Below are 26386 nucleotides of genomic sequence, written 5' to 3'. Positions count from 1 at the left end.
GCGAAATCGTGCTTTGCCCATCACATTTTCCGCACACTCTGAAAAATCGCGTTACAAATCAGTGAGATTTTGGCCGCCATACCGCGCGCTCAGAATGCTGCACCGCACAATCATAAAATAGCGATGTTCGGCGCTGCGGCGAGAAGGTGCTGGCTAATTGCCTATTCGTCGCCTAAAAGCGCGCGCTTCCCCAAATAGGGCGTTCAAAAGCCAAATCAATGTCGCTCCGCAACATCGCCATCATCGCCCACGTCGACCACGGCAAGACGACGCTCGTGGATCAGCTGCTCGCCCAATCGGGCATTTTCCGAGCCAATGAGGCGACGGTAGAGCGCGCCATGGACTCGAACGACCAGGAGCGCGAACGCGGGATCACCATCCTCGCCAAGTGCACCAGCGTCCTCTGGCACGGCAAGGCGGGTGAAACCCGCATCAACATCATCGACACCCCAGGCCACGCCGACTTCGGCGGCGAGGTCGAACGGATCCTTGGCATGGTGGACGGCTGCGTCCTCCTGGTTGACGCCGAAGAGGGCGTCATGCCCCAGACCAAGTTCGTTCTGGGCAAGGCGCTGAAGATGGGCCTTCGCCCGATCCTCTGCCTCAACAAGGTCGACCGCGCGCACGCCGACCCCGACCGCGTCCTCAACGACGCCTTCGACCTGTTCGCGGCCATGGGCGCCAGCGACGAACAACTCGACTTCCCGCACATCTATGCGTCGGGCAAGAACGGTTGGGCGACGCTGGACCTGGCCCAGCCCAACGACACTCTCGCCCCGCTGTTCGACCTGATTGTCGACCACGTGCCCGAGCCCAAGGCCGTCGCCCGCAAGGACGAGCCCTTCCAGATGCTGTCCGTCCTGATCGAAAACGACCCCTTCCTGGGCCGTCTTCTGACCGGCCGCATCGAGAGCGGCAAGGCGACACCGGGCCTGGCGATCCACGCCCTGGGCATCGACGGCAAGGAAGTTGAACGCGGCCGGATCACCAAGGTCCTGGCGTTCCGCGGCCTGAAGCGTCAGCCCATCGAAGACGCCGAAGCTGGTGACATCGTCGCCATCGCCGGCCTCTCCAAGGCGACCGTGGCCGACACGCTTTGCGCCATGGAAGTCACCGAGGCCCTGCCCGCGCAGCCGATCGATCCGCCGACCATCTCCATGACGGTTTCGGTGAACGACAGCCCGCTGGCCGGCCGCGAAGGCGACAAGGTCCAAAGCCGCGTCATCCGCGACCGCCTGCTGAAAGAAGCTCAGTCCAACGTCGCCATCCGCGTCACCGAGACGCCGGACAAGGACGCCTATGAAGTCGCCGGCCGCGGCGAACTGCAACTGGGCGTGCTGATCGAAGGCATGCGCCGCGAAGGTTTCGAACTGTCGATCAGCCGCCCGCGGGTGGTCTTCCAGATCGATCCGGAGACCGGACAGCGCCTTGAGCCCATCGAAGACGTCATGATCGACGTGGACGACGAGTTCAGCGGCATCGTCATCGAAAAGCTCTCGGCCCGTAAGGCCGAGCTGAAGGACATGGGGCCGTCCGGCGCCGGCAAGACGCGCATCAGCCTGATGTCGCCTTCCCGCTCGCTGATCGGCTACCAGGGCGAGTTCCTCACCGACACCCGCGGTTCGGGCGTGCTGAACCGCGTGTTCAGCCACTACGAACCCTACAAGGGCGCGATCGACGCCGGCCGTAAGGGCGTGCTGGTCTCGAACTCCGACGGTGAAACCGCGGCCTTCGCGCTGTGGAACCTGGAAGACCGCGGCACCATGTTCGTGGGCGGCGGCGAGAAGACCTACCAAGGCATGATCATCGGCGAGAACAGCCGCGCCGACGATCTCGACGTCAACCCGATGAAGGCCAAGCAGCTCACCAACGTCCGCGCCTCCGGCAAGGACGAAGCGGTGCGCCTGACCCCGCCCCGCCGGATGACCCTCGAACAGGCCATCGCCTATATCGAGGAAGACGAACTGGTCGAGGTCACGCCGAAGTCGATCCGCCTGCGCAAGCAGGTTCTGAACCCCTCCTTCCGCAAGCGTCGCGTCAAGGAGGAGTAGTGGCGCGGGGCGATCCGGCCGAGCTTTCGGGATCTCACCGACAACTCGCGCGCGAGCGGGCGTTTCGCCTGCTCGCGCTCACGGTCACCGCCCTGTTCCTGGCTTTTGCAGCGCTCGGCGGCGCGTTCGTCTGGTACGACCGCGCCGCCGCCGCCCTTAGCCACACTCACGAAGTCCGCAGCGGTATTGATAACCTGCGGCAAGCCCTGACCGACGCGGAGTCGGCGCAGCGGGCCTTCATCCTGACCGGCGACAGTCAATTCGCCGAACGTGTCGAGTCCAGCCGCACAGCGGCCCATCGCCAGATCGACACCCTTGATCGCCTGACCGACGACAATCCTCTCCAGCAGCGCCGTATCGAGCAACTTCGCGGCCTGATGGCGACGCGGCTGGCGATCATCGACCAGACCATGGCCGCCCGCCGGGAAGGCACCGCCGGCGCCGCCATCCAGATCATCGCCCGGGGCGAAGGCATGGCCGCCATGGACGGCGTGCGCCGCATCGCCGCCGAACTGGAGGGCGAGGAGGCCCGGCTCGAGGCCGTCCGCTCCAAGCAGGTGGCGGCCGTCCGCGCCATGCTGATCACCGCGCTGCTGATCTTCGCAGGCCTGCTCACCATGCTGTTCGTCAAGGCTCTGCGCGACATCAGCCTGGACCGCGAGGTCGAGGCCGACACCGCCGAGCGGCTGCGCGTGCTGCTCGCCGACCGCACCCTGCTGCTCGACGAGGTGAACCACCGGGTGAAGAACTCGCTGCAGCAGATCGCCAGCGTGGTGCGCCTGCAGTCGCGAACCGTCGAGCATGCCGACTCCCGCGAAGCGCTCGAGAAAACCCTGGACCGCATCATCGCCGTGGGCCGGGTCCACGAGCAGCTCTACAAGGCCGGCGGCCGCATCGGCTATTTCGACGCCGGGCACTACGCCGAGGCGCTGGCCCGCGACCTGGTCGAGTCGCTGGGCCGCGAAGACGTGGCGCTGGAGACCGAGATCCAATCGGCCGTGCTCGATGTTCGCCAGGCCGTGCCGCTGGCGCTGATCCTCAACGAGCTGATCACCAACGCCTTGAAATACGGCTGCCCGCCCGACCGACCTTCGCGGATCAGGGTCGCGTTCGGAACCGAAGGTGAAGGTTATCGGTTGACTGTCTCGGACGACGGCGACGGCCTCCCCGCGGGATTTACGCCGGACACGAAGAAAAGCTTGGGAATGCGAGCCATCGAAGCTCTTGCAAGGCAGTTGGGCGGGCGTTTCGAAATCGGACAGCCGACTCGCGGCGCCGCCTTTGCAGTGCTCTTCCCGAGGAGCCAATAACCCCGATGCGCATCATGGTTGTCGAAGACGATGCGTTGATCGCCCTGGACATCGTCGGCCTGCTCGAGGACCTGGGGCATGAGGTGGTTGCCGAGGCCGCAGACGCCGTGACCGCGTGGGAAATGGCCGCCGACGGCAAGCCCGACCTCGCCCTGGTCGACATCCGTCTGGCCAGGAACACCGACGGCGGCAAGCTGGCCCGCAAACTCTACGACCAGCTGGGCGTGCGCTCGCTGTTCGTCTCCGGCTCGATCACCGACGACTTCCGCAAGGCCATGGCGGCGATCAACCCCATCGGCTTCCTCGGCAAGCCCCTCACCCGGCGCACCCTGGGCGACGCCCTGCGCCACGCGACGCAGCACTGATCACCGCGCGGCCTTGCGCCGCGCCGCGGTGTCGATGCTGACCACCGCCGACATGCCCGGCCGCAGGCGCGCGGCGGCCTCCTGGTTCGGCTCCACGGCGATCCGCACCGGCAGGCGCTGAACCACCTTGGTGAAGTTGCCCGTGGCGTTGTCGGGCTTGATCACCGCGAACTCCGATCCCGTCGCCGGCCCGATCCGCTCCACACGCCCACGCAGGGTCACGCCTGGCAGGGCGTCGACGCGGATCCGCACCGGCTCGCCCACCGCCACGTCGGCGACCTGGGTCTCCTTGAAGTTGGCGGTGATCCAGACGGTCTGCGGCACCAGCCCCATCAGCTGGGTTCCCGGCGCCACATACTGACCGACCTTGACGCCGACCTCGCCCACCTGCCCGGCCACCGGCGCGACGATGGCGGTGTTCTGCAGGTCGATCTGCGCCAGTTGCACCGCGGCCTGCGCCCGCGCCACCGCCGCCTCCAGCGCCGCGCGACTGACGCCCACCGAGGCCAGGTCCTCCCGCGCCACCCGCGCCTGGGCGTCGGCCTGACCGACAGCGGCCTGCGCCTGCTGCACCGCCAGGCGCAGGCGGTCGAGTTCGGTCGGGGCCAGCCAGCCCTTGTCGACCAGCGGCCGCGCGCGATTGTAGTCGGCCTGCGCCTTGGCCAGCGCGGCGCGCGCGCTGGCGCCCTGACTGCCCACCAGGCTGATATTGGCCTCGCCGCGCCGGCGTTGCTGGTCCCAGTTGGCGAGATTGGCCTTCTCGGACGCCAGGCTTGCGAGCGCCTGATCGACCTTCTGGCGGTAGTTCCGATCGTCGATCGTCACCAGGGGCTGCCCCGCCGCGACCGGCATGAAATCCTTGACCAAGACCTGGGTGACATAGCCGTCCAGCTTGGGGCTGATCAGGGTCACATTGCCCCGGACATAGGCGTTGTCGGTGCTTTGCGCGCCGGTGTCGAAGGGCGGCAGCCGCCAGGCGAACAGCACCAGCAAGACCCCGCCGATCGCCGCCGCCACGATCGGGACGACCGCCCGAGACCACGGCCTTCTGGCGGGTGGAGGTTCGATCTCAACGGTGTCGCTCACGCTATGCGGCCTTTGCTGGGGTGAGGGCCGCGGCGCGGCGTGAACGGGCGTCCTCGCGCAGGCGTATGGCCAGGAGATAGACGAAGACCAGGAGCGACAGCACCGCGATCACCCTGAACACATCGGCATAGGCCAGCACCGTGGCCTCGCGGGTGGCGACCTGGCCCAGCAGGGCCAGCCCCTCGGCCTGCCGCAGGGCTGGATCGCTCAGCGTCCCGCCATAGGCGCCCGCATACTGCCGGACCCGCGCGGCGACCTGAGGATCGGTCAGCACCAGGCGTTCGACGATCTGGGCGGAATAGGCCTTTTCGCGAACCATCATCAGCGTGCCCAGGAACGCCGAACCGGCCAACGCCCCCAGGCTCTGCCCGGCCCCGAAGATCACCGCGAAGCTGACGATGAACTCCTGCCCCTGGCGCATGGCGCGCGAGAACCCGGCCAGCATCGCCGCGGGCAGGAACAGGGCGCTGGCGAAGGCGATCAGGCCCTGGCTGAGATACATCTGCTCGGGCCTCGTCAGGCTGGTGATGCTGCTGTCCCACCAGGCCGCGGCGGCGATCAGCAGCAAGGCGACAAGCGCCGGGGTCGTGACCTTCGCCGGGTTGATGGTCAGGGCGACGACGACGATCCCGGCGACCGTGGCCCAGAACATCACCCAGGACAGGCCGCGCAGCTGGTCATTGTTCATGCCCATGGCCTGGAGGAAGCCGAAGGCCCCGACCCCCTGCTCGGACAGCACGATCCGAAACAGCAGGATGATCACCACCAGGCGCAGCATGTCGGCGCTGGACAGCCACCGGACGTGCAGCAAGGGCTGATCGCGGTGCAGCTCGACCAGGATCGAGGCCGCCAGCATGATGATCGCCGCCACCAGGCACCAGCCCAGCCAGGGGGCGTCGAACCACCAGACGAAGCGGCCCTGGGACAGCACCACGCACAGCAGCGCCACGCCGGGCGCGAACAGGGCGAAGGTGAGGAAGTCGCGGGCCTGGAACATCTTCACGCGCGGCATCGGCGGCAACGGCTTGAGGTTCACCGCCGCCAGGCACAGCAGGCTGAGGCCGATCTCCAGCAGGTAGAGCCCGTGCCACTGGCCGATCTGCAGCAGGTCCGACGACACCAGCCGTGAGAGCGGCGCGGCCAGCTGGCTCCAGCTGACGCCCAGCGCCAGGCCCATCGGCCGCTTGGCCTCGGGCACCGCGTTGATCATGTAGAGCAGCGCCAGGGTGCTGAGCGCCGTGGCCGCCACCCCGGCGGCGGCCCGCACGGCGATGGCCGATCGCAGGTCGTCGGTCAGCAGGTGGGCCAGCGCCACGACGATGAACAGGCCAAGCCCGATGTCGGCGAACAGCCTCAGCCCGTACTGAAAGCGGAACTTGATGGCCAACAGGGCGATGGTGGCGTTGGTGGCGGTGTAGGCGGTCGCCAGCCAGGCCGCCTCGTTGGAATAGGCCCCCAGCGTCCCCTGGATCCAGGGCAGGTTGTTGTTGACGAGGTTGAAGCCCAGCCCCTGGGTCAGGCCCAGCAGCACCGAGATCGCGCCATAGGCGAGATAGCCCATCCACGCTGGTCTCGACGGGGCTCCCCCCATGCTTTCGCCTCTTCGCCGCCCGCCTGCGGAGGCCGCGTCCAAGCTAGACCGGACGCTCCATCCAGACATCACAACGCGCATAGTCGCTCGCCGGTCGCATCGACGGATCGAGATCGACAAATCCCATGGCGCGGTAGAGCGCCAGCGCCGGGGCTAGGCTGGAATTGGTCTCCAGATAGAGGCGCGGGGCGCCCAGGGCCTGCGCCTTGTCGATGCAGGCGGCCATCAGCAGCCGGCCAAGGCCCGTCCCGCGCGCCGCCTCGCTCACCGTCATCTTGGCGACCTCATAGCCGCCGTCGGCCATGGCGATCAGGGCCACGCAGCCGATGACCTCCCCATCCCGCTCGGCCATGAGGATATGGCCGCCGTGATCGAGGATCTTGCCCTGCGGGTCGTCGAGAACGGCGCGGTCCTTGGCCTCGATGACGAAGTGCTTGGAGATCCAAGCCTCGTTCAAGGTACGCCAGGCCGTTGCGTGACGGGGTTCGAAAGGTACGATCCGCATGGGCGAAGATATCCCGCGCCCAGCTATGCTACGCAACCATCATGGCCAATCCGATCTTCGCAAATCTGCCCACCACCGTCTTCGAGGAGATGTCGGGCCTGGCCCGCGAACACGGCGCGATCAATCTGGGCCAGGGGTTCCCGGACGATCCCGGCCCCGAGGCGATCCGCGCCAAGGCCGCCGACGTGGTGATGAACGGCTACAACCAGTATCCGCCGATGGCCGGCCTGCCGGAACTGCGCGAGGCGGTCGCCGGCCACTACGCCCGCACCCAGGGGCTCGACCTCGACTGGAAGAGCGAGGTGACCATCACCTCGGGCGCCACAGAGGCCCTGGCCGCGGCCTTCTTCGGCCTGATCCAGCCGGGCGACGAGGTGGTGGTCTTCCAGCCACTCTATGACGCCTACCTGCCGCTGATCCGTCGCGCCGGCGGCGTGCCCCGGCTGGTGAAGCTGTCGCCGCCTCACTGGCGTTTCGACCGCGCCATGCTGGAGACGGCGTTCACCGCCAAGACCCGGTTCGTGGTGCTGAACAATCCGATCAATCCGGCCGGCGCCGTCCTGCCGCAAGAGGACCTGGCCCTGCTGGCCGAGTTCTGCGTGCGCCACGACGCCGTCGCCATCTGCGACGAGGTCTGGGAGCAGGTGGTGTTCGACGGCGCCGTCCACCGCCCGCTGATCGCCTTTCCGGGCATGCGCGAGCGGACGGTGAAGATCGGATCGGCCGGCAAGATGTTCGGCCTGACCGGCTGGAAGGTGGGCTTCCTCTGCGCCGCCCCGGCCCTGACCCACGCCCTGTCGCGCACCCACCAGTTCCTGACCTTCACCACCCCGCCGAACCTGCAGGCGGCGGTGGCCTTCGGCCTGCAGAACAGCGGCGACTGGTTCGAAACCATGCCCGCGGCGATGCAGCGTTCGCGCGACCGGCTGGCCGAGGGCCTGACGCGCGAGGGCTTCGCCGTCCTGCCGAGCCAGGGCACCTATTTCCTCAATGTGGACCTCGCCGCCTCGGGCGTGAGCGAGCCCGACCGCGCCTTCGCCCTGCGCGCGGTCAAGCACGCCGGGGTCGCCACCATCCCGGTCTCGGCCCTCTACGAGGAGGAGCATGTGACCACCATCCTGCGCCTCTGCCTGGCCAAGAAGGACGAGACCCTGGACGCCGGCGTGACGCGCCTGGCCAAGGCGCGGGAGCTGTCGCTGAGGGGGTAGGCGCATCCCCTCCCAGGGAACCCAAACTACCGTGGAGGTTGTCTGGGTTTCCAAATGCCCACGGCCTGAGCCTATCCTGGGGCCAGACGGTTTCGAGAGGGAACGGGCAATGAACCTCGGTTTCAAGCGCGCCATGCAGGCGGGCGTCGCCCTGGCGGCGGGTTGCGCGGTGCTGACGGGCGGCGTGGCCAACGCGCAATACTATTCCTATTCCGCGCCCTACACGGCCGCGAGCCCGGCCCGGCTGGGCGTCGGTCCGGCCGACCCGTGCGCGCGCCAGGCGGCGCAGCGGCGTCTGGGCTGGGGTATTGTCGGCCTGCTGGCCGGCGGCCTTGCGGGCGGCGCGGCGGCCGGCGCAGGCGTCGTGGCTGAAGGCGCGGGTCTCGGCGGGTTGGTCGGTTCGATCGTCGGCGGCGTCGCCGGCGGACGCTCGGCGGCCTGCGGCACGGCCGCCCTGGCGGCGGCCTCCGGCGCCTATGGCCCCCAACAGCAGGCCTATCCCGCCTATGACGGCGGCTACGGCGGCGGCTACGCCCAGCAAGGCGGCGGCCACCCGACTTACGCCAACGCCGGTCCGCAGCCGGTCACCTATTACGAGTATCGCCGGACCTACCGGACCTACACCACCGCCGCCCCCGAGGGCCCTCAGCCGGGCCCCTACTATCAAGACGGCTACGCCCAGCAGGGCTACGACCAGGGGCCGCCTCCCGGCTATCAGCCGGGGCCGCAGGCCTACGCCCAACCCTATGCGCAACCCCAGTACGCGCCCCAGGGCCAGCCGCAGTACTACGCCCCGCAGTACGCGCCCCAATACGCGCCGCAGCCCTATGGGCCGCCCCAGCCCTACGCTCAGCCGCAGGGCCGGTACTAGGCGGCGGGCTTTAGCCGCCGCCCAAGGCCGGTCAGGAAGTCGAGCCGCCGTCGATGACGATGGTCTGACCGGTCATCCAGGAACCGGCCTTCGACGCCAGGAAGACCGCGCCGCCGGCGATGTCGTCCGGCTCGCCCAGACGGCGCAACGGCGTGCCCGAGGACGCGCGCTTCTCGCCTTCCGGGGTGTCCCACAGCGCCTTGGCGAAATCGGTCTTCACCAGGCCGGGCGCGATGCAATTGACGCGGATATTGTCCGGCGACAGTTCCTGGGCCAGGTTCCGGGCCAGCTGCATGTCGGCGGCCTTGGAGATCGCATAGGCGCCGATCACCGCCGTGCCGCGCAGCCCGCCGATCGATGAGATGATCACCACCGAGCCGTCCTTACGCTCGCGCATTTCCGGCGCGACCATGTTGATCAGCCAATTGTTGGCGATGACGTTGTTCTCGAGAATCTTGCGGAACTGATCGTCGGCGATGCCGCTCATCGGCCCGTAATAGGGGTTGGAGGCGGCGTTGCAGACCAGGATGTCGACCTTGCCGAACGCCTTGCGGGTCTCGTCGACCAGCCGCTGAAGGTCCTCCTTCGAGGAGATGTTGGCCGGCACCGCGATGGCCGCGCCCGCGTGCTTGCCGTTGATCTCGGCGGCGACCTCTTCGCAGGGACCAGCCTTGCGCGACGAGATGACGACCTTGGCGCCGTGTTCGGCCATGCGCTCGGCGATGGCCTTGCCGATCCCGCGCGACGACCCGGTGATGATGGCGACCTTACCGGTCAGATCGAACAACTCGCCCATAGCGTTCCCTCTAAAACACGTGTTTGATTTTATGCGTCGCCATTTGCCGTACAGGGCGACGCTAGGTCAAGCTGGAGCGCGCCATGCCGAATTTCCGAACCATCGACCTGCCCGACGTCAGCCTGCGCGCCGTCGTGCAGGGCGAGGGGCCGCTGGTCGTGATGGTCCATGGCTTCCCGGAGAGCTGGTACAGCTGGCGTCACCAGATGGGGCCGATCGCGGCGGCCGGCTTCACCGCCTGCGCCATCGACGTGCGCGGCTATGGCGGCTCCTCGCGCCCCGAGCCGATTGAAGCTTATGACATGGAGCACATGGTCGCCGACGTGGCCGGCGTCATCGAGGCGTTGAGCCCAGACAAGACCGCCGTGCTGATCGGCCATGACTGGGGGGCGCCCATCGTCTGGAACACCGCCCTGATCCGCCCCGACCGGGTGCGGGCGGTGGCCGGCCTGTCGGTGCCCTATACCGGCGTCCCCAAGCGCCCGTTCAGCGACCTGATCGAGACCGTCTTCACCAGCCGCGGCAAGTTCTTCTACCAGGCCTGGTTCCAGAACGTCGGCGCGGCCGAGGCAGAGCTGGAAGCCAACCCGCGAGATTCCCTGCGCAAATTCTACTACGCGATCAGCGGCGACGCCCCCGATGGGACCTGGCCCAATGACAAGCCGCACGGCGCCACCCTGCTGCAGGGCCTGGTCGATCCCAACCCGTTCCCGGCCTGGCTGACGAACGCCGACCTCGACTACTACGTGGCCGAGTTTGAGCGGTCCGGCTTCCGCGGCCCGCTGAACCGCTACCGCAACCACCAGCGCGACTTCGAATATCTCTCGAAGTTCGAGGGCAAGAAGATCCACCAGCCGTCGCTGTTCGTCGGCGGCGAGCGCGACCTGGTGCTCAGCATGCTGGGGCGCGGCGATCTGGTGTCGATCATGGGCGCGGAGATGACCGACCTGCGCGGCGCCGACATCCTGCCCGGCTGCGGCCACTGGACCCAGCAGGAGCGGCCGGAAGAGGTCAACGCCCGCCTGCTGCCCTGGCTCGCCTCGCTCTGAGGACGATCAACGCAAGGACGGCTTCAGCGGGCTTTTCTTCCCCTGGGGCGCCGCCCTATGGTCAGCGCGGGTTGGGGAGAAATACATGAAACTCATCGGCAAGCTCGCGCTGGGACTGGTCGGACTGCTGGTGATCCTGGCCGCCGTCGTCGCGGTCCGGACGGTCACCTACAAGGCCCCCTCGTCGGCCGACCTCACCCAGGTGAAACTGGCCCCGCCGGTCGTGGTCGACGCCGCCAAGGCCGCCGACCATCTGGCCCAAGCGATCCGGTTCCAGACCGTCAGCCACCAGGACAAGGCCGCCGACCAACCGCCCGAATGGGACAAGCTGCAGGCCTGGCTGCAGACCACCTATCCCGCCGCCCACGCCGCCATGAGCCGCGAGGTCATCTCCGACCACACCCTGGTCTACACCTGGAAAGGTTCGGACCCGAGCCTGCCCCCCATCGTGCTGATGGCCCACCAGGACGTGGTGCCGGTGACGCCCGGCACCGAGAAGGACTGGAAGCACCCGCCGTTCGAGGGCGTGATCGCCGAGGGCGCGGTCTGGGGTCGCGGCGCCATCGACGACAAGGGCTCGCTGGTCACCCTGTTCGAAGGCGCCGAGGCCCTGGCCGCCAAGGGCTTCAAGCCGCGCCGCACCGTCATCATCGTCTCGACCCATGACGAGGAAGTGCGCGGCCAAGGCGCCCGCGCCGCCGCCGCCCTGCTGAAATCGCGTGGGATCACCGCCGACTTTGTGCTGGACGAAGGCATGGCGATCATCGCCGACAATCCCGTCACCGGCGGCCCGGTCGCGCTGATCGGGGTCGGCGAGAAGGGCTACGGGACGATGCAGGTCGTCGCCAAGGCGGTCGGCGGGCACTCCTCCGCGCCGCCCGCCGATTCCGGCGGCGTGATCACGCTCTCCAAGGCGCTGGTGAAGATCACCGACGCCCAGTTCCCGATGAAGCTGGACGGTCCCGGCGCGGGGATGCTGGAGGTGCTGGCGCCCAAGGGGTCCTGGGTGATCCGGATGGCTGTCGCCAACCGCTGGCTGTTCGAGAAGATGATCGTCAAGCAGACCGCCGCCACCCCGGCCGGCGCGGCCCTGCTGCACACCACCATCGCCCCGACCATGCTGAAGGGCAGCCCCAAGGAAAACGTCCTGCCGCAGGACGCCACCGCCTGGATCAACTATCGCATCGCGCCCGGCGACACCGCCGCGGGCGTGCTGGCCCACGTCAAGGCCGCGGTCGGCGACCTGCCGGTCGACATCACCTGGCTGAAAGCCCCGGACGAGCCCTCGCCGGTCTCCTCCACCAGTTCCGACAGCTGGAAGGTGATCGCCGCCCTGGCCGGCGACATGGCCAAGGCGCCGGTCGCGCCGGGCCTGGTCACCGCCGGCACCGACAGCCGCTACCTGGAGCCGGTGGCCAAGGACGTCTACCGCTTCCAGCCGATGAAGTTCGCGCTGAAGGACACCCAGATGATCCACGGCACGAACGAGCACATGACGCTGGAGAACCTCGACCTGGCGGTGCAGTTCTACGCCCGGCTGATCGCCACCGCCGCGGGCTGAGGACGTGATGTCGCTGTCGCCCTTGCCTGGTCGACAGCGGCCGCGGATTGGTGGAAATCCCGAGTTCACTCCACCGCGCCGGACGTCGTCTTCATGCTGAACTGGATCTACGCCGCATTCGGCGACGCCTGGGGGCCGCTGCGGCTCTTCAACTCGTTCTTCTTTCTCGCGGCGATCGGCTTCGCCTTCACCGCCCTGACCACCTGGATCGTCCTGCCCCGGGTCTGGTCGAAACTCCCCACGGACCGTGGCCGCGCCTTCGCGGTCAACGCCGACCAAAGCGTCGGCAAGCCGCTGAGCGCCGGCCTGGTCTTCGTCAGCATCTTTTGCATCGCATCGCTGATCTTCGTGCCGTTCGGCGCGCGCAGCCTGCTGACCCTGCCCTTCGTCATCGCCGCCATGCTGGTCGGCTATTTCGACGACCGTCGCGGCGGCTTCACCGAGTACCAGCTCGCGGTCATGGACCTGGCCATCGCGCTGGGCGCCTCGATGGTGATCTACGCCCTGGCGCCGGCGACCATCTGGCTGCCCGGCTGGAAAGGCGTCATCGTCCTGGCCCCGTGGATCGCCATCCCGGTGGCCACCGGCATGATCTGGCTGGCCATCAACGCCACCAACTGCTCGGACGGAGTGGACGGGGTGTCCGGCAGCCTGACCGGCACGGCCATCCTGCTGCTGGGCGGCCTGCTCTATGCGGTGGTCGGCAACGAGGTCGTCGCCCAACACCTGAACATCCCCGGCAATCGCGAAGGCGCGAGCTGGGCGATCATGGCCTTCCTGATGGTCGGGGCGATCGGCGGCTACCTCTGGTACAACGCCACGCCCAGCCTGGTGCTGATGGGCGACGCCGGCTCGCGGCCCATCGGCCTGCTGATCGGCATGCTGGTGGTGGCGACCAACAACCCCCTGTTCCTGTTGCTAATCGGCTCGGTGATCCTGCTGAACGGCGCCACCGGCCTGCTGAAGGTCGCGCTGATGCGCTTTTTCGGCCTGAAGATCCTGGGCGGTATCCGTTTTCCGCTCCACGATCACTGCCGCAAGGAGCTGGGCTGGTCCAACAGCCAGGTCCTGGTGCGCTTCATGCTGGTGCATCTGGGCGTCTCGGCCCTGCTGGTCATCCTGGCGCTGAAGCTGCGCTAGGTCGCCGGGCGGAGAAAATCACCAAAACCCGGCAAGCTTTAGCAATAACCGCCTGCGCATAGCGCTCGGGCACTTGCGAACCGGCGCTGCGCATCGCACGTTCCGGTCCTACCGAATTGGAGACCTCCCCTATGCGTAACTGGCGCCTGGACGAAGACGACGACGGCGACGAGAACGCCCGCAAGCCCGACATGCCTATGACGTCTGGGCCCGTCCAGAATGCGTTGTTCAAGTCGCGCACCGTGCTGGTGTTCGGCGAAATCGACATGCGGCTGGCCGAGCGGGTCACCGCCCAGCTCCTGGCGCTGTCGGCCGAGAACGACCAACCGATCAAGGTCGTGATCAACTCCCCCGGCGGTCACGTCGAGAGCGGCGACACCATCCACGACATGATCCGCTTCTGCGGCCCGATGGTGAAGGTGATCGGCACCGGCTGGGTCGCCAGCGCCGGCGCCAGCATCTTCCTGGGCGCGAAGAAGGAAAACCGTCTCTGCCTGCCCAACACCCGCTTCCTGCTGCACCAGCCCATGGGCGGTGTGCGCGGCCAGGCCAGCGACATCCAGATCGAGGCCGAGGAGATCGTGAAGATGCGCGAGCGCGTCAACCGCATGATCGCCGCCGAGACGGGCCAGCCCTACGACAAGATCGTCAAGGACACCCAGCGTAACTTCTGGATGGGGGCCGAGGCCGCTGTCGAGTACGGCCTGGTCTCCAAGATCATCCATAACGCCAGCGAGGCGTAAGGTGGTGACCGCGCCCTGGTGGAAGGGCGCGGTCGTCTACCATGTCTATGTCCGCAGCTTCTTCGACTCGGACGGCGACGGCCACGGCGACCTGAAGGGCGTCCTGGCCAAACTGGACTACATCGAGAGCCTTGGCGTCGACGCCGTCTGGCTCTCGCCCATTCACCCCTCGCCCAACCGCGACTGGGGTTACGACATCTCCGACTATGAGGGCGTCCATCCCGACTACGGGACGTTGGGCGACCTAGAGGCCCTGGTCGCCGCCGCCCATGCCCGCGGCCTGAAGGTCATGCTGGACGAGGTTCTGGCCCACACCTCCGACGAACATCCCTGGTTCGCTGACAGCCGCGACGGCGGGGCCGATGGCGAGAAGGCCGACTGGTACGTCTGGGCCGATCCGGCCGAGGACGGGACCGCGCCCAACAACTGGCTGTCGGTGTTCGGCGGCCCGGCCTGGGCCTATCAGCCGGCGCGGCGCCAGCACTATCACCACAAGTTCCTGCGCCAGCAGCCGAAGCTGAACTGGCGCCAGCCGAACGCCCAGGAGGCGGCGCTGAAGGTGCTGGACTTCTGGCTGGCCAAGGGGATCGACGGCTTTCGGCTCGACGTCGCCGGCACCTTCCTCCACGACGACGCGCTTACCGACAATCCGGCCGTGCCGCCGGCTGAGCGCACCCGCCATCACTGGTCCCACGCCAGCGAGATGCAGCGCCACCTGCACGACTCCAATCTGCCGCAGAACATCCCGCTGCTGGACGTGATCCGCCGCCGGGTCGACGCCCACAATGGCGACGGCCAGGGCGAGCGGTTCGTGTTCGGCGAGTTCTCCGAGGAGGAGGAACGCTGCGGGGCCTATTGCACGCCGCAGGACGGCCTGCACTCGGCCTACACCTTCGTGCTGCTGCACGCCCGCAAGCTGGCCGCCCAGGTGTTCCGCGAGCACTACGAGACGCTCGGCCGCTTTCCTGGCCACTGGCCCTGCATCTCGCTCTGCAACCACGACATCGCGCGCACCGCCAGCCGGTTCGGCGGCGGCGAGGATGTGGCCCGGCTGATGCTGGCCCTGCTGCTCAGCCTGAAGGGCACGACCCTGCTCTATCAGGGCGAGGAACTGGGCCTGCCCGAGGCCCGCAGCCTGACCCGCGAGGAAATCCGCGATCCGGTCGGCGACCTCTATTGGCCGATCTCCAAGGGCCGCGACGGTTCACGCACCCCGATGCCCTGGACGGAAGACCCCAACCTGGGCTTCTCAACGGCCAAGCCCTGGCTGCCCGCCGCGCCGGAGCACGCCGGCCTGTCGGCGGCGAGCCAAGACGCCGATCCGGTCTCCACCCTGGCCTTCTCACGCGCCATGATCGCGCTGCGGAAGGCCACGCCCGCCCTGACCACCGGCGAGATCGAGATGATCACCACGCCCGAGCCGGTGCTGGCCTTCATCCGCTATGAGGGCGCGACGCGCATCGCCTGCGTGTTCAACATGAGCGCCGCGCCGGCCATCTTCGGCGACGAACGGCTGGCCGGCGGCGAGATACTCACGCCCTCGACCGGCGAAGCGACACTCGACGGCGCGGCCCTTCATCTCGGACCTCACGCCGCCCGGTTCCTGCGGCTGGCTTGACGCGCTAGAAGAGGTCCCATGGCCGACGGCGACACCAAACAAGCCCGCACGCCCGCCGTCGACAGCAAGTTCGGCCGCGGGTTCCTGCACGACATCTGGTACTTCGCGGCGCTCTCCAGCGACCTGAAGGCCGGCAAGCTGCAACGCTATGAGCTGCTGGGCGAGCCGGTGCTGCTGGGCCGCGACCGGGCCGGTAAGGTCTATGCGCTGAAGGACATCTGTCCGCACCGGGCCGCGCCGCTGTCGGCGGGCAAGCTGACCTCCGAGCCCGATGGCGGCGAAAGCGTCGAGTGCCCCTATCACGGCTGGCGGTTCCGCACCGACGGCGCCTGCGCCGCGATCCCCTCGCTGGTCGACGACCAGCCGATGGATGTCAGCCGCATCCGGGTCCGCAACTATCCGGCCGCCGAGAGCCAGGGCCTGGTGTTCGTCTGGATCAGTTCCGATCCGCGCTTCACCGGCGAGCCCTCCGAGCCGCCGCCGGTCTTCCCCGGCGTGGTCGGCGGCGGGCCCAAGCTGGTCGACCGCATGGAGTTCGACGCCCATATCGACCACGCGGTGGTCGGCCTGATGGACCCGGCCCACGGCCCCTATGTGCATCAGCAGTGGTGGTGGCGCTCGGCCAAGAGCCAGCACGAGAAGGCCAAGAAGTTCGAGCCGCGCGAACAGGGCTTCGCCATGGTCCGCCATGAGCCATCGAAGAACAGCCGCGCCTACGCCATCCTTGGCGGCGAGCCGCTGACCGAGATCACCTTCCGCATCCCCGGCATGCGCTGGGAGCATGTGACGGTCGGCCAGCGCCAGGTGCTGTCGCTGACCTGCCTGACCCCGATCAACGACGCCAAGACCAAGATCACCCAGATCGTCTGGTCCGATCACCCGGCGTTCCTGTTGCTGAAGCCGTTCATCGCCGCCGGCGCGCGGGCCTTCCTGCGCCAGGACGGCGACATGGTGAACCTGCAGAACGAGGGCCTGCGCTACGATCCGGCCCTGCTGTGGATCGACGACGCCGATCGTCAGGCCAAGTGGTACCAGCAGCTCAAGCGCGAATGGACCGCCAGCCGCCAGGCCGGCCGGCCGTTCGCCAACCCCGTGGAAGCCGCCACCCTACGCTGGCGCAGCTAAAGGCTCAGCCTGCGGCGGCTGGCGCGGCGCGGCGAGCGCCAGATCCTCGATCTGGATCGGGGCAAAGCCACGCCCGATATCCCAATTGATCCGGCCGCCCATCGCCGTAACCGTCGAGACCGGCTCCATGCGGCGCAGGTCCATGGCGCTGAGCGCCTGGTGTGAAATCCGCACATACATGATCGGCTGCGGATCGGCCGGCCCCTTGGCGGTCGCGGGCACGCATCGGCCCAGGACCTCGATGCTCTCAATGGGCACGACCGACATCACCTCGACGGCCACCCGCAGGATCGCCGAGCAGACATTGGCCAAGTGAAACTCGTGCCGCGCGGTCGGCGTGATCAGCGCATGAACGGCGCGGCCGCCCTCGCCCAGGCCCACGCTCTCGTCGGGCAAGGCGTCGAGCTCCAGCATGTCGACATGGACCACCAGCTTGCCGGACGGCGACATGTCGATGGCCACCCCCTCCAGGGCGGGCCGCAGGTCATCGGCCGGAAAATGAGTCTGCAAGGCCGCTTCGATGGAGGCGAAGTCGAGCGCCACGACCCCCGCCGCCAGCTGGACGTCGAGATTGTGAACCTGGGCGTTGCGCTTGGCCTTGGCGAAGAGCTCCGCGTCCTTCTTGGCCGCCGCCAGCACCTTTTCGGCCAGGGTCCGGCGGCGTTCGGCGCCAAGACCGAACAGGCTGTCGATGACGCCTGGATTGTAGTTGGCCAAGGCGCGGCGGGCCTTGCGCTCCAGCGCGTCGGCCTTGACCGCCGGCTCGACCAGGCCGGACTCGGCGATCTCGGGCCAGTTGATCCTCTGGTAGCGCACGCAGTGAGCGCGGGTCAGTTGTTCGAACAGGGCCTCGTAGCGCGCCGCCAATTCCGGCGAGGTCCCGCGCTTGGCCGTCGCGCGTTCCTTCCGCGCCCGATCTCGCGTGGCCCTATTGGTGGTCCGCTCAATCCACGTCATCGTAGCCGCGATAGTTCGCGGGCCGCCCTGAGCGTCCATCATTTCCCCCCTGTGCGTGGCTTTCCGCCTTATTCGCCCTTTTGGAATACCGACGATTTCATAACGGATCGCTTAAGAAGATCATGGACTTCACAACCACCGACGGCCTCACCCTCAGCTATGACGACAACGCCCCAGCGGACTATGAGCGGGCGATCCTGCTGGTCCACGGTTTCGCCTCGAACCGGGAGGAAGGCTGGCGACGCACGGGCTGGTACGCGGCGCTCGAACGGCGGCGTTTTCGCTGCATCGCGCTCGACCAGCGCGGCCATGGGCAGAGCGCCAAGCCGCACGATTCGCAGGCCTATCTGCGTGAAAATCTGGCCCGCGACGTGGTCGAGCTGATCGACCACCTGGGAATCAACCGCGTCGATCTGTTCGGCTATTCGATGGGCGCGCGCACGGCCGCCGCCGCCGCCCTGGCCGCGCCGGAGCGGTTCTCGAACCTGATCCTCGGCGGGGTCGGCGACAAGATGCTGACCGAACGCCCCTCGGCGCACGGCGGCGTAATGGCGAACGCCATGCTGACGGAAGATCCGGAAACCATCACCGAGCCCTTCCTACGCAGCTTCCGACAGTTCGCCGACGAGCAGGGCGAGGACCGCCAGGCCCTCGCCGCCTTCGTCCAGGCGGAAAACCCGCCGCTAGACACCGCCGGCTTCGCCACCCTGCCGATGCCGGTGCTGGCGGTGGCCGGTCAGCGCGAAACCAATGGCGATCCGGAGATCCTAGCCCGGGCCTTCGCCCACGGCCACGGCGTGGTCATCCCCGGCTGCGACCACTTCTCGGCCATCCCGCACGCCCTCACCAAGGCCGCGGTGTTCGACTTCATCGACGGGGTGCTGGACGATCCCTGGGCGCGGTGAGGCTCGATCAGATCCTCCCCCAGCGCGCAGCGCGACTTGGGGGAGGTGGCGCACGAAGCGCAGCGTAGGGCGACGGAGGCGGCAGCGCCGCCCCCTCAGTCAGCTTCGCTGACAGCTCCCCCAAAAGGGGAGCATCTACAGAGAATATCTAGTCCTTCGGACCCATGTTGTAGGGGCCGCCCTTGTCCAGGGCGGTGCGATAGCCCGGGCGGGCCTGGAAGCGCTTCACCCAGGCGGCGATGTTCGGATAGGCGGCGTAGCGGCCGAAGGCGCCGACAACCTCGCCCACGAAGCTCATCTGGATATCGGCCGCCGACAGCTCCGAGCCCATCAGGTAGTCGCGCCCAGCCAGCGCACCCTCGACATAGCCAAGGTGATTGGAGATCTCGCTCTCGATGCGCGGGTGCAGCGGCGCGCCGGCCTCGCCCAGGCGGCCGACATACATGAACAGCATCAGCGGCAGCATGGCCGAACCCTCGGCGTAGTGCAGCCACTGCTGATAGACATCATACTCCGGCGTCCCGGCGGCCGGGGCCAGCTTGCCGGCGCCATGGTGGCGCAGCACGTAGTCGATGATCGCCCCGGACTCGATGATGGTCGCCGCGCCCTCGGTCACCACCGGCGACTTGCCCAGCGGATGAACCGCCTTCAGCTCCGGCGGCGCCAGACGGGTGGTCGCGTCGCGCTGATAGGATTTGATCTCGTAAGGAAGCTTCAGTTCCTCAAGCAGCCAGAGGATGCGCTGCGAGCGCGAGTCGTTGAGGTGATGGACGACGATCATGGCCTGCTCCCAAATGTATTTTCTTACGGCGTACAGGCCGGCGTGACGGGCGACAAGCTTCGCCTATAGTCGGCCGATGATCTTGCCGAACCTGCCCGCCCGCCTGGCCGAGGCCGCCGACGCCGCCGAAGCCCTTGTCGCCCAGATGAAGGCGGCCGTCGCCGTCCGGGTGAGCCGCGAGGGCCGCCTCGACCGCGCCGCCCTGGACGCCGAACAGCACGTCGCCCACGGCCTGGCCTGGGCCGCCGCCTATGCCGAGACCCTGCGCCAGACCGCCGCCTGGGCCACGGCGCTCACCACCGAGAACCGGTTCGGCGAGGCCGAGGCCCTACCCGCCCAGATCCTGGCCTTCGAGTATCTGAGCCAGCTTGCCGGCGGCCTGCCGATGAACCAGGGCGAGATCTTCCGCCCCGGCGATCTTGGCCTCTCCGCCGACGGCCTGGCGCCGATCATCGAGCAGCTGCGCCCCGGCGCGTCCCAGGCGGTGAAGAGCCGGGTCGTCGCCCTGTTGGAGGCCGCACGCGGCCGGCCCTCGCTGGAGGCCAGCGGGCTGGACGAGACCCTGGAGCACGTCCGCGACCAGTTCCACGCCTTCACCGAGGAGAAGATCGTCCCGTACGCCCACGGCTGGCACCTGCGCGACGAGCTCATTCCCCTGCCGCTGATCGAGGAGCTGGCGCAGCTCGGGGTCTTCGGCCTGACGGCGCCAGAGGCCTATGGCGGGTCGGGCCTGGGCAAGGTGGCGATGTGCGTCGTCTCCGAGGCGCTGTCGCGCGGCTGGATCGGGACCGGATCGCTGGGCACGCGTTCAGAGATCGCCGCCGAACTGATCCTCGCCCACGGCACACCCGCCCAGAAGGAGCGTTTCCTGCCGGCCATCGCCTCGGGCCAGATCATCCCCACGGCGGTCTTCACCGAACCTGAGGCCGGCTCCGATCTCGGTTCGCTGCGCACCCGCGCGGTCCGCGACGGCGACACCTGGAAGGTGACCGGCGCCAAGACCTGGATCACCCACGCCGCCCGCGCCGATCTGATGACCCTGCTGGTCCGCACCGATCCGACCTCGAAGGACCATCGCGGACTGTCGATGTTCCTGGCCGAGAAGCCGCGCGGCTCCGAGGGCGTCCCCTTCCCCGCGCCGGGCATGGACGGCGGCGAGATCGGGGTGATCGGCTATCGCGGCATGAAGGAGTACGAGATCGCCTTCGACGGCTTCGCCGTGCCGCACGCCAACCTGCTGGGCGAGCAGGAGGGGCAGGGCTTCTCGCAGTTGATGGCCACCTTCGAGAGCGCCCGCATCCAGACCGCGGCCCGCGCCATCGGCGTGGCCCAGGCCGCGCTCGATCTGGCCGTGGACTATGCGACCGCGCGCCGCCAGTTCGGCCAACCGATCGCCGAGTTTCCGCGCGTGGCCAACAAACTCGCCTATATGGCCGCCGAACTGCTGGGCGCGCGCCGCCTCGCCTGGTTCGCGGCCCGCGCCAAGGACGAGGGGCGCCGCTGCGACCTTGAGGCCGGCATGGCCAAGCTGGTCGCCGCCCGGGTCGCCTGGGCCTGCGCCGACAACGCCGTCCAGATCCATGGCGGCACGGGTTTCGCCGTCGAACAGCCGGTCAGCCGGGTCCTGGCCGACGCCCGCATCCTCAATATCTTCGAAGGCGCCGGCGAGATTCAGGCCCAGGTCATCGCCCGCCGCCTGCTGGAAGGCGCCAACTAGCGCCAGCCGCGCGCGTCGGCGCCGAAATATTGATCGCCAATATGTAGAGCGCCCGTTTTACGGGTGAAACATCCATCGCATGACGGCGTTATGCGACTATGCTCAGCGATTCCGAATCTTTCAACCCGCCGCCTCGTTTCCGACAAACTCCTTACGAACACGGGAAAACGCCGGTCTGCGACGCTGCGCCACACGGTCAAGCCGGGGCTTTTGGGCTAGTACCGGGCTTGCATTCGTATCGCGGAACGAGTTCGTTGAACACGCTCAAACAAACCCTTCGCTTGGACGCGCCGTGGCGAAAGGCTAAGAGGATTTTTGTGGTCATGATGACCTTCGACACCGCCGTCCGTCTCCCCCCGGGCGGCAACCAAGCCAAAGTTGAAGTGCGTCAGCTCATCGCTGGCCTGCGCGACGCCTCCCGAGCAGGAGCGCGCACCGTGCAGCGCTCTGTCGAGCTGTTCGAGAAGGTAGTGGAAGAGTATTGCGTAAAGTTCGAACAGCAGACGACTCCGGCGCTGACGAGGTTCGTCGCCCGATGAAACACGTCTCCAGCAATATCGAAGTCACCGGCGAAACCGAGGTCCGCGTCCCGACCCGTCGCGCCATCGCCAAGCAACAGACCCGCGCCAAGGTTCTGTCGGCCGCCCGCCGCCTGTTCTCGGAGTCGGGTTACGAAGGCGCCACCATCCGCGACATCGCCGCCGAGGCGGGCATGTCGACGGGCGCGGTGTTCGCGAACTTCACCGACAAGTCGGACCTGTTCCGCGAGATCATGATCGCGGACATGGAAGCGCTGGTCGAAGCCATGCGCGACGGCGTCTCGCGCGGCCGCGGGGTGGACGACACCCTGCTGAAGCTCTTCATGGCCGGCTACGCCTTCTACAAGAGCCGCCTGCCGCTGGCCCGCGCCGCCTTCGGCATCTCCTGGCAGCCCGACCAAGGCCAAGAGCTCCGTGAGCTTCCGCCGGTGCTGCAACTGCAAGATCTGGTCTCCGAACAACTGACGCAGGGCGTTGAACGCGGCGAGCTTTCGCAAGAAGCCGAAGTCAAACTGCGCAGCCAGATGCTGTTCGATTGCTACCTGGCCAATTTCCAGGAAGCCATCTTCGGCGGCTGGAGCCTCGAAGCGCTTCAAGCCAAGGCCAAGGATCAGATTCGCGTGATCCTCGCCGGCGCCCGTCGCGGCTGAAAACTGTCTTAATTGACGCTAGGGCGAGATTTGATCGATCGAGATCAAGTCTCGCCTTTGGCTTGTCTGGAAAGATTGGGCTTTGGTCCCGCGACGAACTGTCGCATCAATCTTCATAACGCATCCCTGATGCCGGATTCGCCGTAACCAGTAGGCGGGAGCGCACACATTTGATGTGCGCCGGGGGGAAGTCTTGAGCGTACGTAAGTCCCAGAAGGAGGCGACGCGCCAGCGCGTGCTCGACGCCGCCAAAGAGCTATTCGAAACCAACGGTTACGAGACGACGACAGTCCGCGAGATCGCCAGCCGCGCCGAAGTCTCGGTCGGCAGCGTCTTCACCACCTTTTCCTCGAAGGGCGACATCCTCAGCCAGGTGATGGCCGACCGGCTGGACGCGCTCTACGCCGAGCTCGACCGCGTGGTGCCGCACCTTCGCGGATCGACGCCCGACCGGCTGCGCTCGATCTTCGCGATCCATTACGCCTTCGAGACCCGCCGCACCCGGCTGTTCCTGGCCCATATAGCGGCGGCCTATAACTGGACGCTCAGCCCGACCAGCCGCCCCTATGGACGCACGCCGCGCCTGAAACAGGTGATCCGCGACTGCGTCGCCGAAGGCGTCGTACGCGGCGACGTGGCCCCGGAGGTCAATCTCGACCTCGTGGTCGACGCCCTGCTGGCGTCCTACGCCTGGACCTATCGCCTCGCGGCCTGGGACGACGCCGACGCCGAGACCATGAGCGCGGTGATGGACCGCCACATCGGCCTACTGGCCGACGGATTCCGAGCGCCCAAGGCCGTAAGCCAATAGTCCTGGAGCGCCCTTCGGGGCTAAACTGACGCCATGAACCTCTTTTCCTACCTCATCCCGCTCAGTCTGGCGGCCGTGACCCTCACCCTGTTCGTCGGGCTGTACTCACTGTTCCGGGGCGGCGACTTCGGGCGCTCGTACTCGAACAAGCTGATGCGGCTGCGCGTGCTGATGCAGGCCATCGCCATCGTCGTGCTCGTGGCCGCCGTCTGGTGGCGCAACAAGAACGGCGGCTAAGTGGTCACGCTCAACAAGATCTACACCCGCACCGGCGACGCCGGCGCGACGCGGCTGGCCAACGGAGCGCAGGTCTCCAAGTCCTCGCTGCGGGTCGAGACCTATGGCGCGACCGACGAAGCCAACGCCTGCGTCGGACTGGCGCGGCTGCACACCGGCGGCGACCCGGAACTCGACGCCATGCTGGCCCGCATTCAGAACGAGTTGTTCGACCTGGGCGCCGACCTCGCCACGCCGCCGCGCGAGGACGAGACCAACACCCTGCGCATGATCGACAGCCAGGTGGAGCGACTGGAACGTGAGATCGACGCGATGAACAGCCAGCTGCCGCCGCTGGCCTCGTTCATCCTGCCGGGCGGGACGCCCGCCGCGGCGAACCTGCACCTGGCGCGCACCGTGGCGCGGCGAGCCGAGCGCGCCGCCGTCGCCCTGGTCGAATCCGGCGAGAGCGTCAGCCCCGCGGCGATGAAATACCTGAACCGGTTGTCGGATTTTCTGTTCGTCGCCGCGCGTCACGCCAATGACCGCGGCGCTTCCGAGGTGTTCTGGAAGTCCGGCGCGACCCGTTAGGGGTTCGGCGCGGAGGCCTGCGCCTTCGCGGCCGGCTTGGCCGGCTCCTCGCCCGCGGCGCGCGCCTTGGCGGCGTCGGCCTTGGCGGCGTTGCGGGTCGCGTCGTTCTTGATGACCCGGCCGGTGATGTCCGAAATCAGCAGCGGCCGCGCGCAGGTCCGGCTGCGCCAGTCCCACCAATCCCCGGCCGCTTCACATTTCTGACCAGGCCACACCCAACCGATATGATAGGCGAACGCGCTCGCGCTCAGAATGGCGAAAAGGGCGAGGAAGATCAGCTTAAGCCGGTCGATCGTACGGTTCATGGCGTCGTTCTATTCATCGAGGAAGCTGACCGCTAGCCGTCCGATTCGCCGAATTTACGGCGAACTGTGACCCGCGGCCGACTTGCAATGCGCGTCGGAAGCGTTATGCCGCATCCGACCGAATTTTCCGCAATGCAAATTTGAGGCGCTAGCAACCCATGAAGGTGTTGGTCCCGGTCAAACGGGTGATCGATTCAAACGTCAAGGCCAGGGTGAAGTCCGACCAATCGGGCGTCGACCTCGCCAATGTCAAAATGTCCATCAATCCCTTCTGCGAAATCGCAGTCGAAGAGGCCGTTCGCCTCAAGGAAAAGGGCGTCGCCACGGAAGTGGTCGTCGTCTCGATCGGACCGGCCCAGGCTCAGGAAACCCTGCGCCAGGCCCTGGCCATGGGCGCCGATCGCGGCGTCCTGATCCAGTCGGACCAGGATCTGGAGCCGCTGGAAGTCGCCAAGGTGCTCAAGGCGATCATCGCCGAGGAAGCCCCCGGCGTCGTGATCATGGGCAAGCAGGCCATCGACGGCGACAATAACGCCACCGGCCAAATGCTGGCGGCCCTACTCGACTGGCCCCAGGCGACCTTCGCCTCGGCCATCGAGCTGTCGGCCGACAAGGCCAAGGTGACCCGCGAAGTCGACGGCGGTCTGCAGACCATCGAAGCGACCCTGCCGGCGATCATCACCGCCGACCTGCGCCTCAACGAGCCGCGCTACGCTTCGCTGCCGAACATCATGAAGGCGAAGAAGAAGCCGCTGGACGTCAAGGAAGTCGCCTCGCTCGGCGTCGACCTGACGCCGCACCTGAAGGTCTTGAAGGTCACTGAGCCCGCCAAGCGCTCGGCCGGCATCAAGGTCGAATCCGCTGGCGACCTGGTCGCCAACCTGAAGACCGCGGGGGTGCTCTAATGGCCGTTCTCGTCATCGCCGATCACGACAACGCGTCGCTGAAGGACTCCACCAACAAGACCGTCACCGCCGCGCTGGCCCTCTCGGGCGACGTGGACGTGCTGGTCGCTGGCAAGGGCGCCAAGGCCGCGGCTGACGCCGCCGCCAAGATCGCCGGCGTGCGCAAGGTGCTGCTGGCCGAAAGCGACGAGCTGGGCCAAGGCCTGGCCGAAGCCGTCGAGGCCACCGTCCTGCCGCTGATGGGCGGCTACGACGCCGTCCTGACCCCGGCCACCTCGCAGGGCAAGAACTTCAGCCCCCGCATCGCGGCCAAGCTGGACGTCGCCCAGATCTCGGAAATCGTCGAAGTGGTCAGCAACGACACCTTCGTGCGCCCGATCTACGCCGGCAACGCCCTGGAAACCGTCCAGTCGTCCGACGCCAAGAAGGTGATCACCGTCCGCGCCACCGCCTTTGCGGCGGCCGGTGAAGGCGGCTCGGCCTCGGTCGAGAACGTCGCCGCGGGCGCCGCCTCGGCCAAGGTGAAGTTCGTCGATCAGCAACTGGTCAAGTCGGCTCGTCCCGAGCTGGCCGGCGCCAAGATCGTCGTCTCCGGCGGCCGCGCCATGGGCTCGGCTGAAGAGTTCTCCAAGGTCATCGAACCCCTCGCCGACAAGCTCGGCGCGGCGGTCGGCGCCAGCCGCGCGGCGGTCGATGCGGGCTACGCCCCCAACGACTACCAGGTTGGCCAGACCGGCAAGGTCGTGGCTCCCGAACTGTACGTGGCCATCGGCATCTCCGGCGCGATCCAGCATCTCGCCGGCATGAAGGACTCCAAGGTGATCGTTGCGATCAACAAGGACGCCGACGCGCCAATCTTCCAGGTGGCCGACTTCGGTCTGGTGGCGGACTACAAGACCGCCGTGCCGGAACTGATGGCCGCTCTGACCGCCGCCGGTAAGTAAGCGGTCTAAGACCACCTATTTCGAAATGCGATCAGGGGCGGTTCCG

27 protein-coding genes are annotated in these 26386 nt (G+C 67.6%); 20 read left to right on the top strand and 7 right to left on the bottom strand.

The genetic code is table 11. The annotated features are described in order from the left end of the window. The first annotated feature begins 218 nt into the window (after nt 1–218). Genes typA through ASE02_RS05240 form a run of 3 tightly spaced genes read left to right on the top strand, consistent with a single transcriptional unit; the run spans nt 219 to nt 3726 of the window. Nucleotides 219–2051, top strand: a complete 1833-nt coding sequence (gene typA / locus ASE02_RS05250; RefSeq protein WP_056731867.1) for a translational GTPase TypA — start codon at nt 219–221, stop codon at nt 2049–2051. Beyond that, on the top strand, nt 2051–3361 hold the full coding sequence (locus ASE02_RS05245; protein ID WP_056731864.1) for a sensor histidine kinase: 1311 nt from the start codon (nt 2051–2053) through the stop codon (nt 3359–3361). Before typA ends, ASE02_RS05245 begins: the two co-directional genes overlap by 1 nt. Before the next feature lie 5 nt (nt 3362–3366). Next, nucleotides 3367–3726, top strand: a complete 360-nt coding sequence (locus ASE02_RS05240) for a response regulator (protein ID WP_056731862.1) — start codon at nt 3367–3369, stop codon at nt 3724–3726. Here the strand turns inward: ASE02_RS05240 and ASE02_RS05235 are convergent, their stop codons facing one another. The 3 genes from ASE02_RS05235 to ASE02_RS05225 all read right to left on the bottom strand — a co-directional run bounded on the left by ASE02_RS05235 (nt 3727) and on the right by ASE02_RS05225 (nt 6908). Next, on the bottom strand, nt 3727–4812 hold the full coding sequence (locus ASE02_RS05235) for an HlyD family secretion protein (RefSeq protein WP_082601879.1): 1086 nt from the start codon (nt 4810–4812) through the stop codon (nt 3727–3729). 1 nt (nt 4813) lies between these two features. Further along, a complete protein-coding gene (locus tag ASE02_RS05230) occupies nt 4814–6373 on the bottom strand; it encodes a transporter (protein WP_235536615.1) in 1560 nt (519 codons plus the stop codon). 73 nt (nt 6374–6446) lie between these two features. Continuing rightward, nucleotides 6447–6908, bottom strand: a complete 462-nt coding sequence (locus tag ASE02_RS05225) for a GNAT family N-acetyltransferase (protein WP_056731858.1) — start codon at nt 6906–6908, stop codon at nt 6447–6449. 41 nt (nt 6909–6949) lie between these two features. Between ASE02_RS05225 and ASE02_RS05220 the strand changes: the two genes are divergently transcribed. Together ASE02_RS05220 and ASE02_RS05215 are read left to right on the top strand one after the other, a co-directional pair. Further along, nucleotides 6950–8116, top strand: a complete 1167-nt coding sequence (locus ASE02_RS05220; RefSeq protein WP_056731856.1) for an aminotransferase — start codon at nt 6950–6952, stop codon at nt 8114–8116. 109 nt (nt 8117–8225) lie between these two features. Next, nucleotides 8226–8987, top strand: a complete 762-nt coding sequence (locus tag ASE02_RS05215; RefSeq protein ID WP_056731854.1) for a hypothetical protein — start codon at nt 8226–8228, stop codon at nt 8985–8987. 31 nt (nt 8988–9018) lie between these two features. On the opposite strand, the gene ASE02_RS05210 is transcribed toward ASE02_RS05215, so the two are convergent. Continuing rightward, nucleotides 9019–9783, bottom strand: a complete 765-nt coding sequence (locus tag ASE02_RS05210; protein ID WP_056731853.1) for an SDR family oxidoreductase — start codon at nt 9781–9783, stop codon at nt 9019–9021. Nucleotides 9784–9866: 83 nt separating this feature from the next. Here ASE02_RS05210 and ASE02_RS05205 point away from each other — a divergent pair, with 83 nt between their 5' ends. The 6 genes from ASE02_RS05205 to ASE02_RS05180 all read left to right on the top strand — a co-directional run bounded on the left by ASE02_RS05205 (nt 9867) and on the right by ASE02_RS05180 (nt 17019). Then, complete coding sequence (locus ASE02_RS05205; protein ID WP_056731851.1) at nt 9867–10832, top strand: alpha/beta fold hydrolase; 966 nt, start codon at nt 9867–9869, stop codon at nt 10830–10832. An 85-nt stretch (nt 10833–10917) separates the two neighbouring features. Continuing rightward, a complete protein-coding gene (locus ASE02_RS05200) occupies nt 10918–12393 on the top strand; it encodes a M20 family peptidase (protein WP_056731849.1) in 1476 nt (491 codons plus the stop codon). A 93-nt stretch (nt 12394–12486) separates the two neighbouring features. Further along, entirely contained in the window at nt 12487–13533 is a 1047-nt protein-coding gene (locus ASE02_RS05195; RefSeq protein WP_056731847.1) for a hypothetical protein, read from the top strand. A 131-nt stretch (nt 13534–13664) separates the two neighbouring features. Further along, a complete protein-coding gene (locus ASE02_RS05190) occupies nt 13665–14276 on the top strand; it encodes an ATP-dependent Clp protease proteolytic subunit (protein WP_056731845.1) in 612 nt (203 codons plus the stop codon). Between the two features lie 4 nt (nt 14277–14280). Beyond that, nucleotides 14281–15894 carry an alpha-glucosidase gene (locus ASE02_RS05185; RefSeq protein WP_056731996.1) on the top strand — a complete coding sequence of 538 codons (1614 nt, stop codon included), beginning with the start codon at nt 14281–14283 and terminating at the stop codon, nt 15892–15894. 18 nt (nt 15895–15912) lie between these two features. Beyond that, the gene (locus ASE02_RS05180) at nt 15913–17019 is read left to right on the top strand and encodes an aromatic ring-hydroxylating dioxygenase subunit alpha (protein WP_056731843.1); all 1107 of its coding nucleotides are present in this window, start codon (nt 15913–15915) and stop codon (nt 17017–17019) included. Here the strand turns inward: ASE02_RS05180 and ASE02_RS05175 are convergent. Then, nucleotides 17002–17976 (bottom strand): hypothetical protein, encoded by a 975-nt coding sequence (locus ASE02_RS05175; RefSeq protein WP_156405911.1) that lies wholly within the window; start codon nt 17974–17976, stop codon nt 17002–17004. The genes ASE02_RS05180 and ASE02_RS05175 overlap by 18 nt on opposite strands. Nucleotides 17977–18098: 122 nt before the next feature. Between ASE02_RS05175 and ASE02_RS05170 the strand changes: the two genes are divergently transcribed. Further along, on the top strand, nt 18099–18881 hold the full coding sequence (locus ASE02_RS05170) for an alpha/beta fold hydrolase (RefSeq protein WP_056731838.1): 783 nt from the start codon (nt 18099–18101) through the stop codon (nt 18879–18881). Between the two features lie 148 nt (nt 18882–19029). On the opposite strand, the gene ASE02_RS05165 is transcribed toward ASE02_RS05170, so the two are convergent. Continuing rightward, nucleotides 19030–19662, bottom strand: a complete 633-nt coding sequence (locus tag ASE02_RS05165) for a glutathione S-transferase family protein (RefSeq protein WP_056731836.1) — start codon at nt 19660–19662, stop codon at nt 19030–19032. A gap of 76 nt (nt 19663–19738) precedes the next feature. Between ASE02_RS05165 and ASE02_RS05160 the strand changes: the two genes are divergently transcribed. The 6 genes from ASE02_RS05160 to ASE02_RS05135 all read left to right on the top strand — a co-directional run bounded on the left by ASE02_RS05160 (nt 19739) and on the right by ASE02_RS05135 (nt 24186). Beyond that, nucleotides 19739–21379, top strand: a complete 1641-nt coding sequence (locus ASE02_RS05160; RefSeq protein ID WP_056731834.1) for an acyl-CoA dehydrogenase family protein — start codon at nt 19739–19741, stop codon at nt 21377–21379. Nucleotides 21380–21633: 254 nt separating this feature from the next. Continuing rightward, nucleotides 21634–21918 carry a hypothetical protein gene (locus tag ASE02_RS05155; RefSeq protein WP_056731832.1) on the top strand — a complete coding sequence of 95 codons (285 nt, stop codon included), beginning with the start codon at nt 21634–21636 and terminating at the stop codon, nt 21916–21918. Further along, nucleotides 21915–22568, top strand: coding sequence for a TetR/AcrR family transcriptional regulator (locus tag ASE02_RS05150; RefSeq protein WP_056731829.1), 654 nt, complete (start codon nt 21915–21917; stop codon nt 22566–22568). Before ASE02_RS05155 ends, ASE02_RS05150 begins: the two co-directional genes overlap by 4 nt. A gap of 193 nt (nt 22569–22761) precedes the next feature. Continuing rightward, on the top strand, nt 22762–23379 hold the full coding sequence (locus tag ASE02_RS05145) for a TetR/AcrR family transcriptional regulator (RefSeq protein ID WP_056731826.1): 618 nt from the start codon (nt 22762–22764) through the stop codon (nt 23377–23379). A gap of 33 nt (nt 23380–23412) precedes the next feature. Continuing rightward, entirely contained in the window at nt 23413–23616 is a 204-nt protein-coding gene (locus ASE02_RS05140; RefSeq protein WP_056731824.1) for a twin transmembrane helix small protein, read from the top strand. Continuing rightward, nucleotides 23617–24186 carry a cob(I)yrinic acid a,c-diamide adenosyltransferase gene (locus tag ASE02_RS05135; RefSeq protein ID WP_056731822.1) on the top strand — a complete coding sequence of 190 codons (570 nt, stop codon included), beginning with the start codon at nt 23617–23619 and terminating at the stop codon, nt 24184–24186. On the opposite strand, the gene ASE02_RS05130 is transcribed toward ASE02_RS05135, so the two are convergent. Beyond that, nucleotides 24183–24491 carry a hypothetical protein gene (locus tag ASE02_RS05130; protein ID WP_056731820.1) on the bottom strand — a complete coding sequence of 103 codons (309 nt, stop codon included), beginning with the start codon at nt 24489–24491 and terminating at the stop codon, nt 24183–24185. The genes ASE02_RS05135 and ASE02_RS05130 overlap by 4 nt on opposite strands. A 158-nt stretch (nt 24492–24649) precedes the next feature. On the opposite strand from ASE02_RS05130, the gene ASE02_RS05125 reads away from it, so the two are divergent. Then, a complete protein-coding gene (locus ASE02_RS05125) occupies nt 24650–25396 on the top strand; it encodes an electron transfer flavoprotein subunit beta/FixA family protein (protein WP_056731817.1) in 747 nt (248 codons plus the stop codon). Beyond that, nucleotides 25396–26340 (top strand): electron transfer flavoprotein subunit alpha/FixB family protein, encoded by a 945-nt coding sequence (locus ASE02_RS05120; protein ID WP_056731815.1) that lies wholly within the window; start codon nt 25396–25398, stop codon nt 26338–26340. The genes ASE02_RS05125 and ASE02_RS05120 overlap by 1 nt, the downstream gene beginning before the upstream one ends. The last annotated feature ends 46 nt before the right edge of the window (nt 26341–26386 follow it).

This window comes from Phenylobacterium sp. Root700 (assembly GCF_001429025.1).
Lineage (GTDB): Bacteria > Pseudomonadota > Alphaproteobacteria > Caulobacterales > Caulobacteraceae > Phenylobacterium.
Note: the sequence above shows the minus strand (reverse complement) of the source record. Positions and strands in the feature narration are given on the sequence as shown.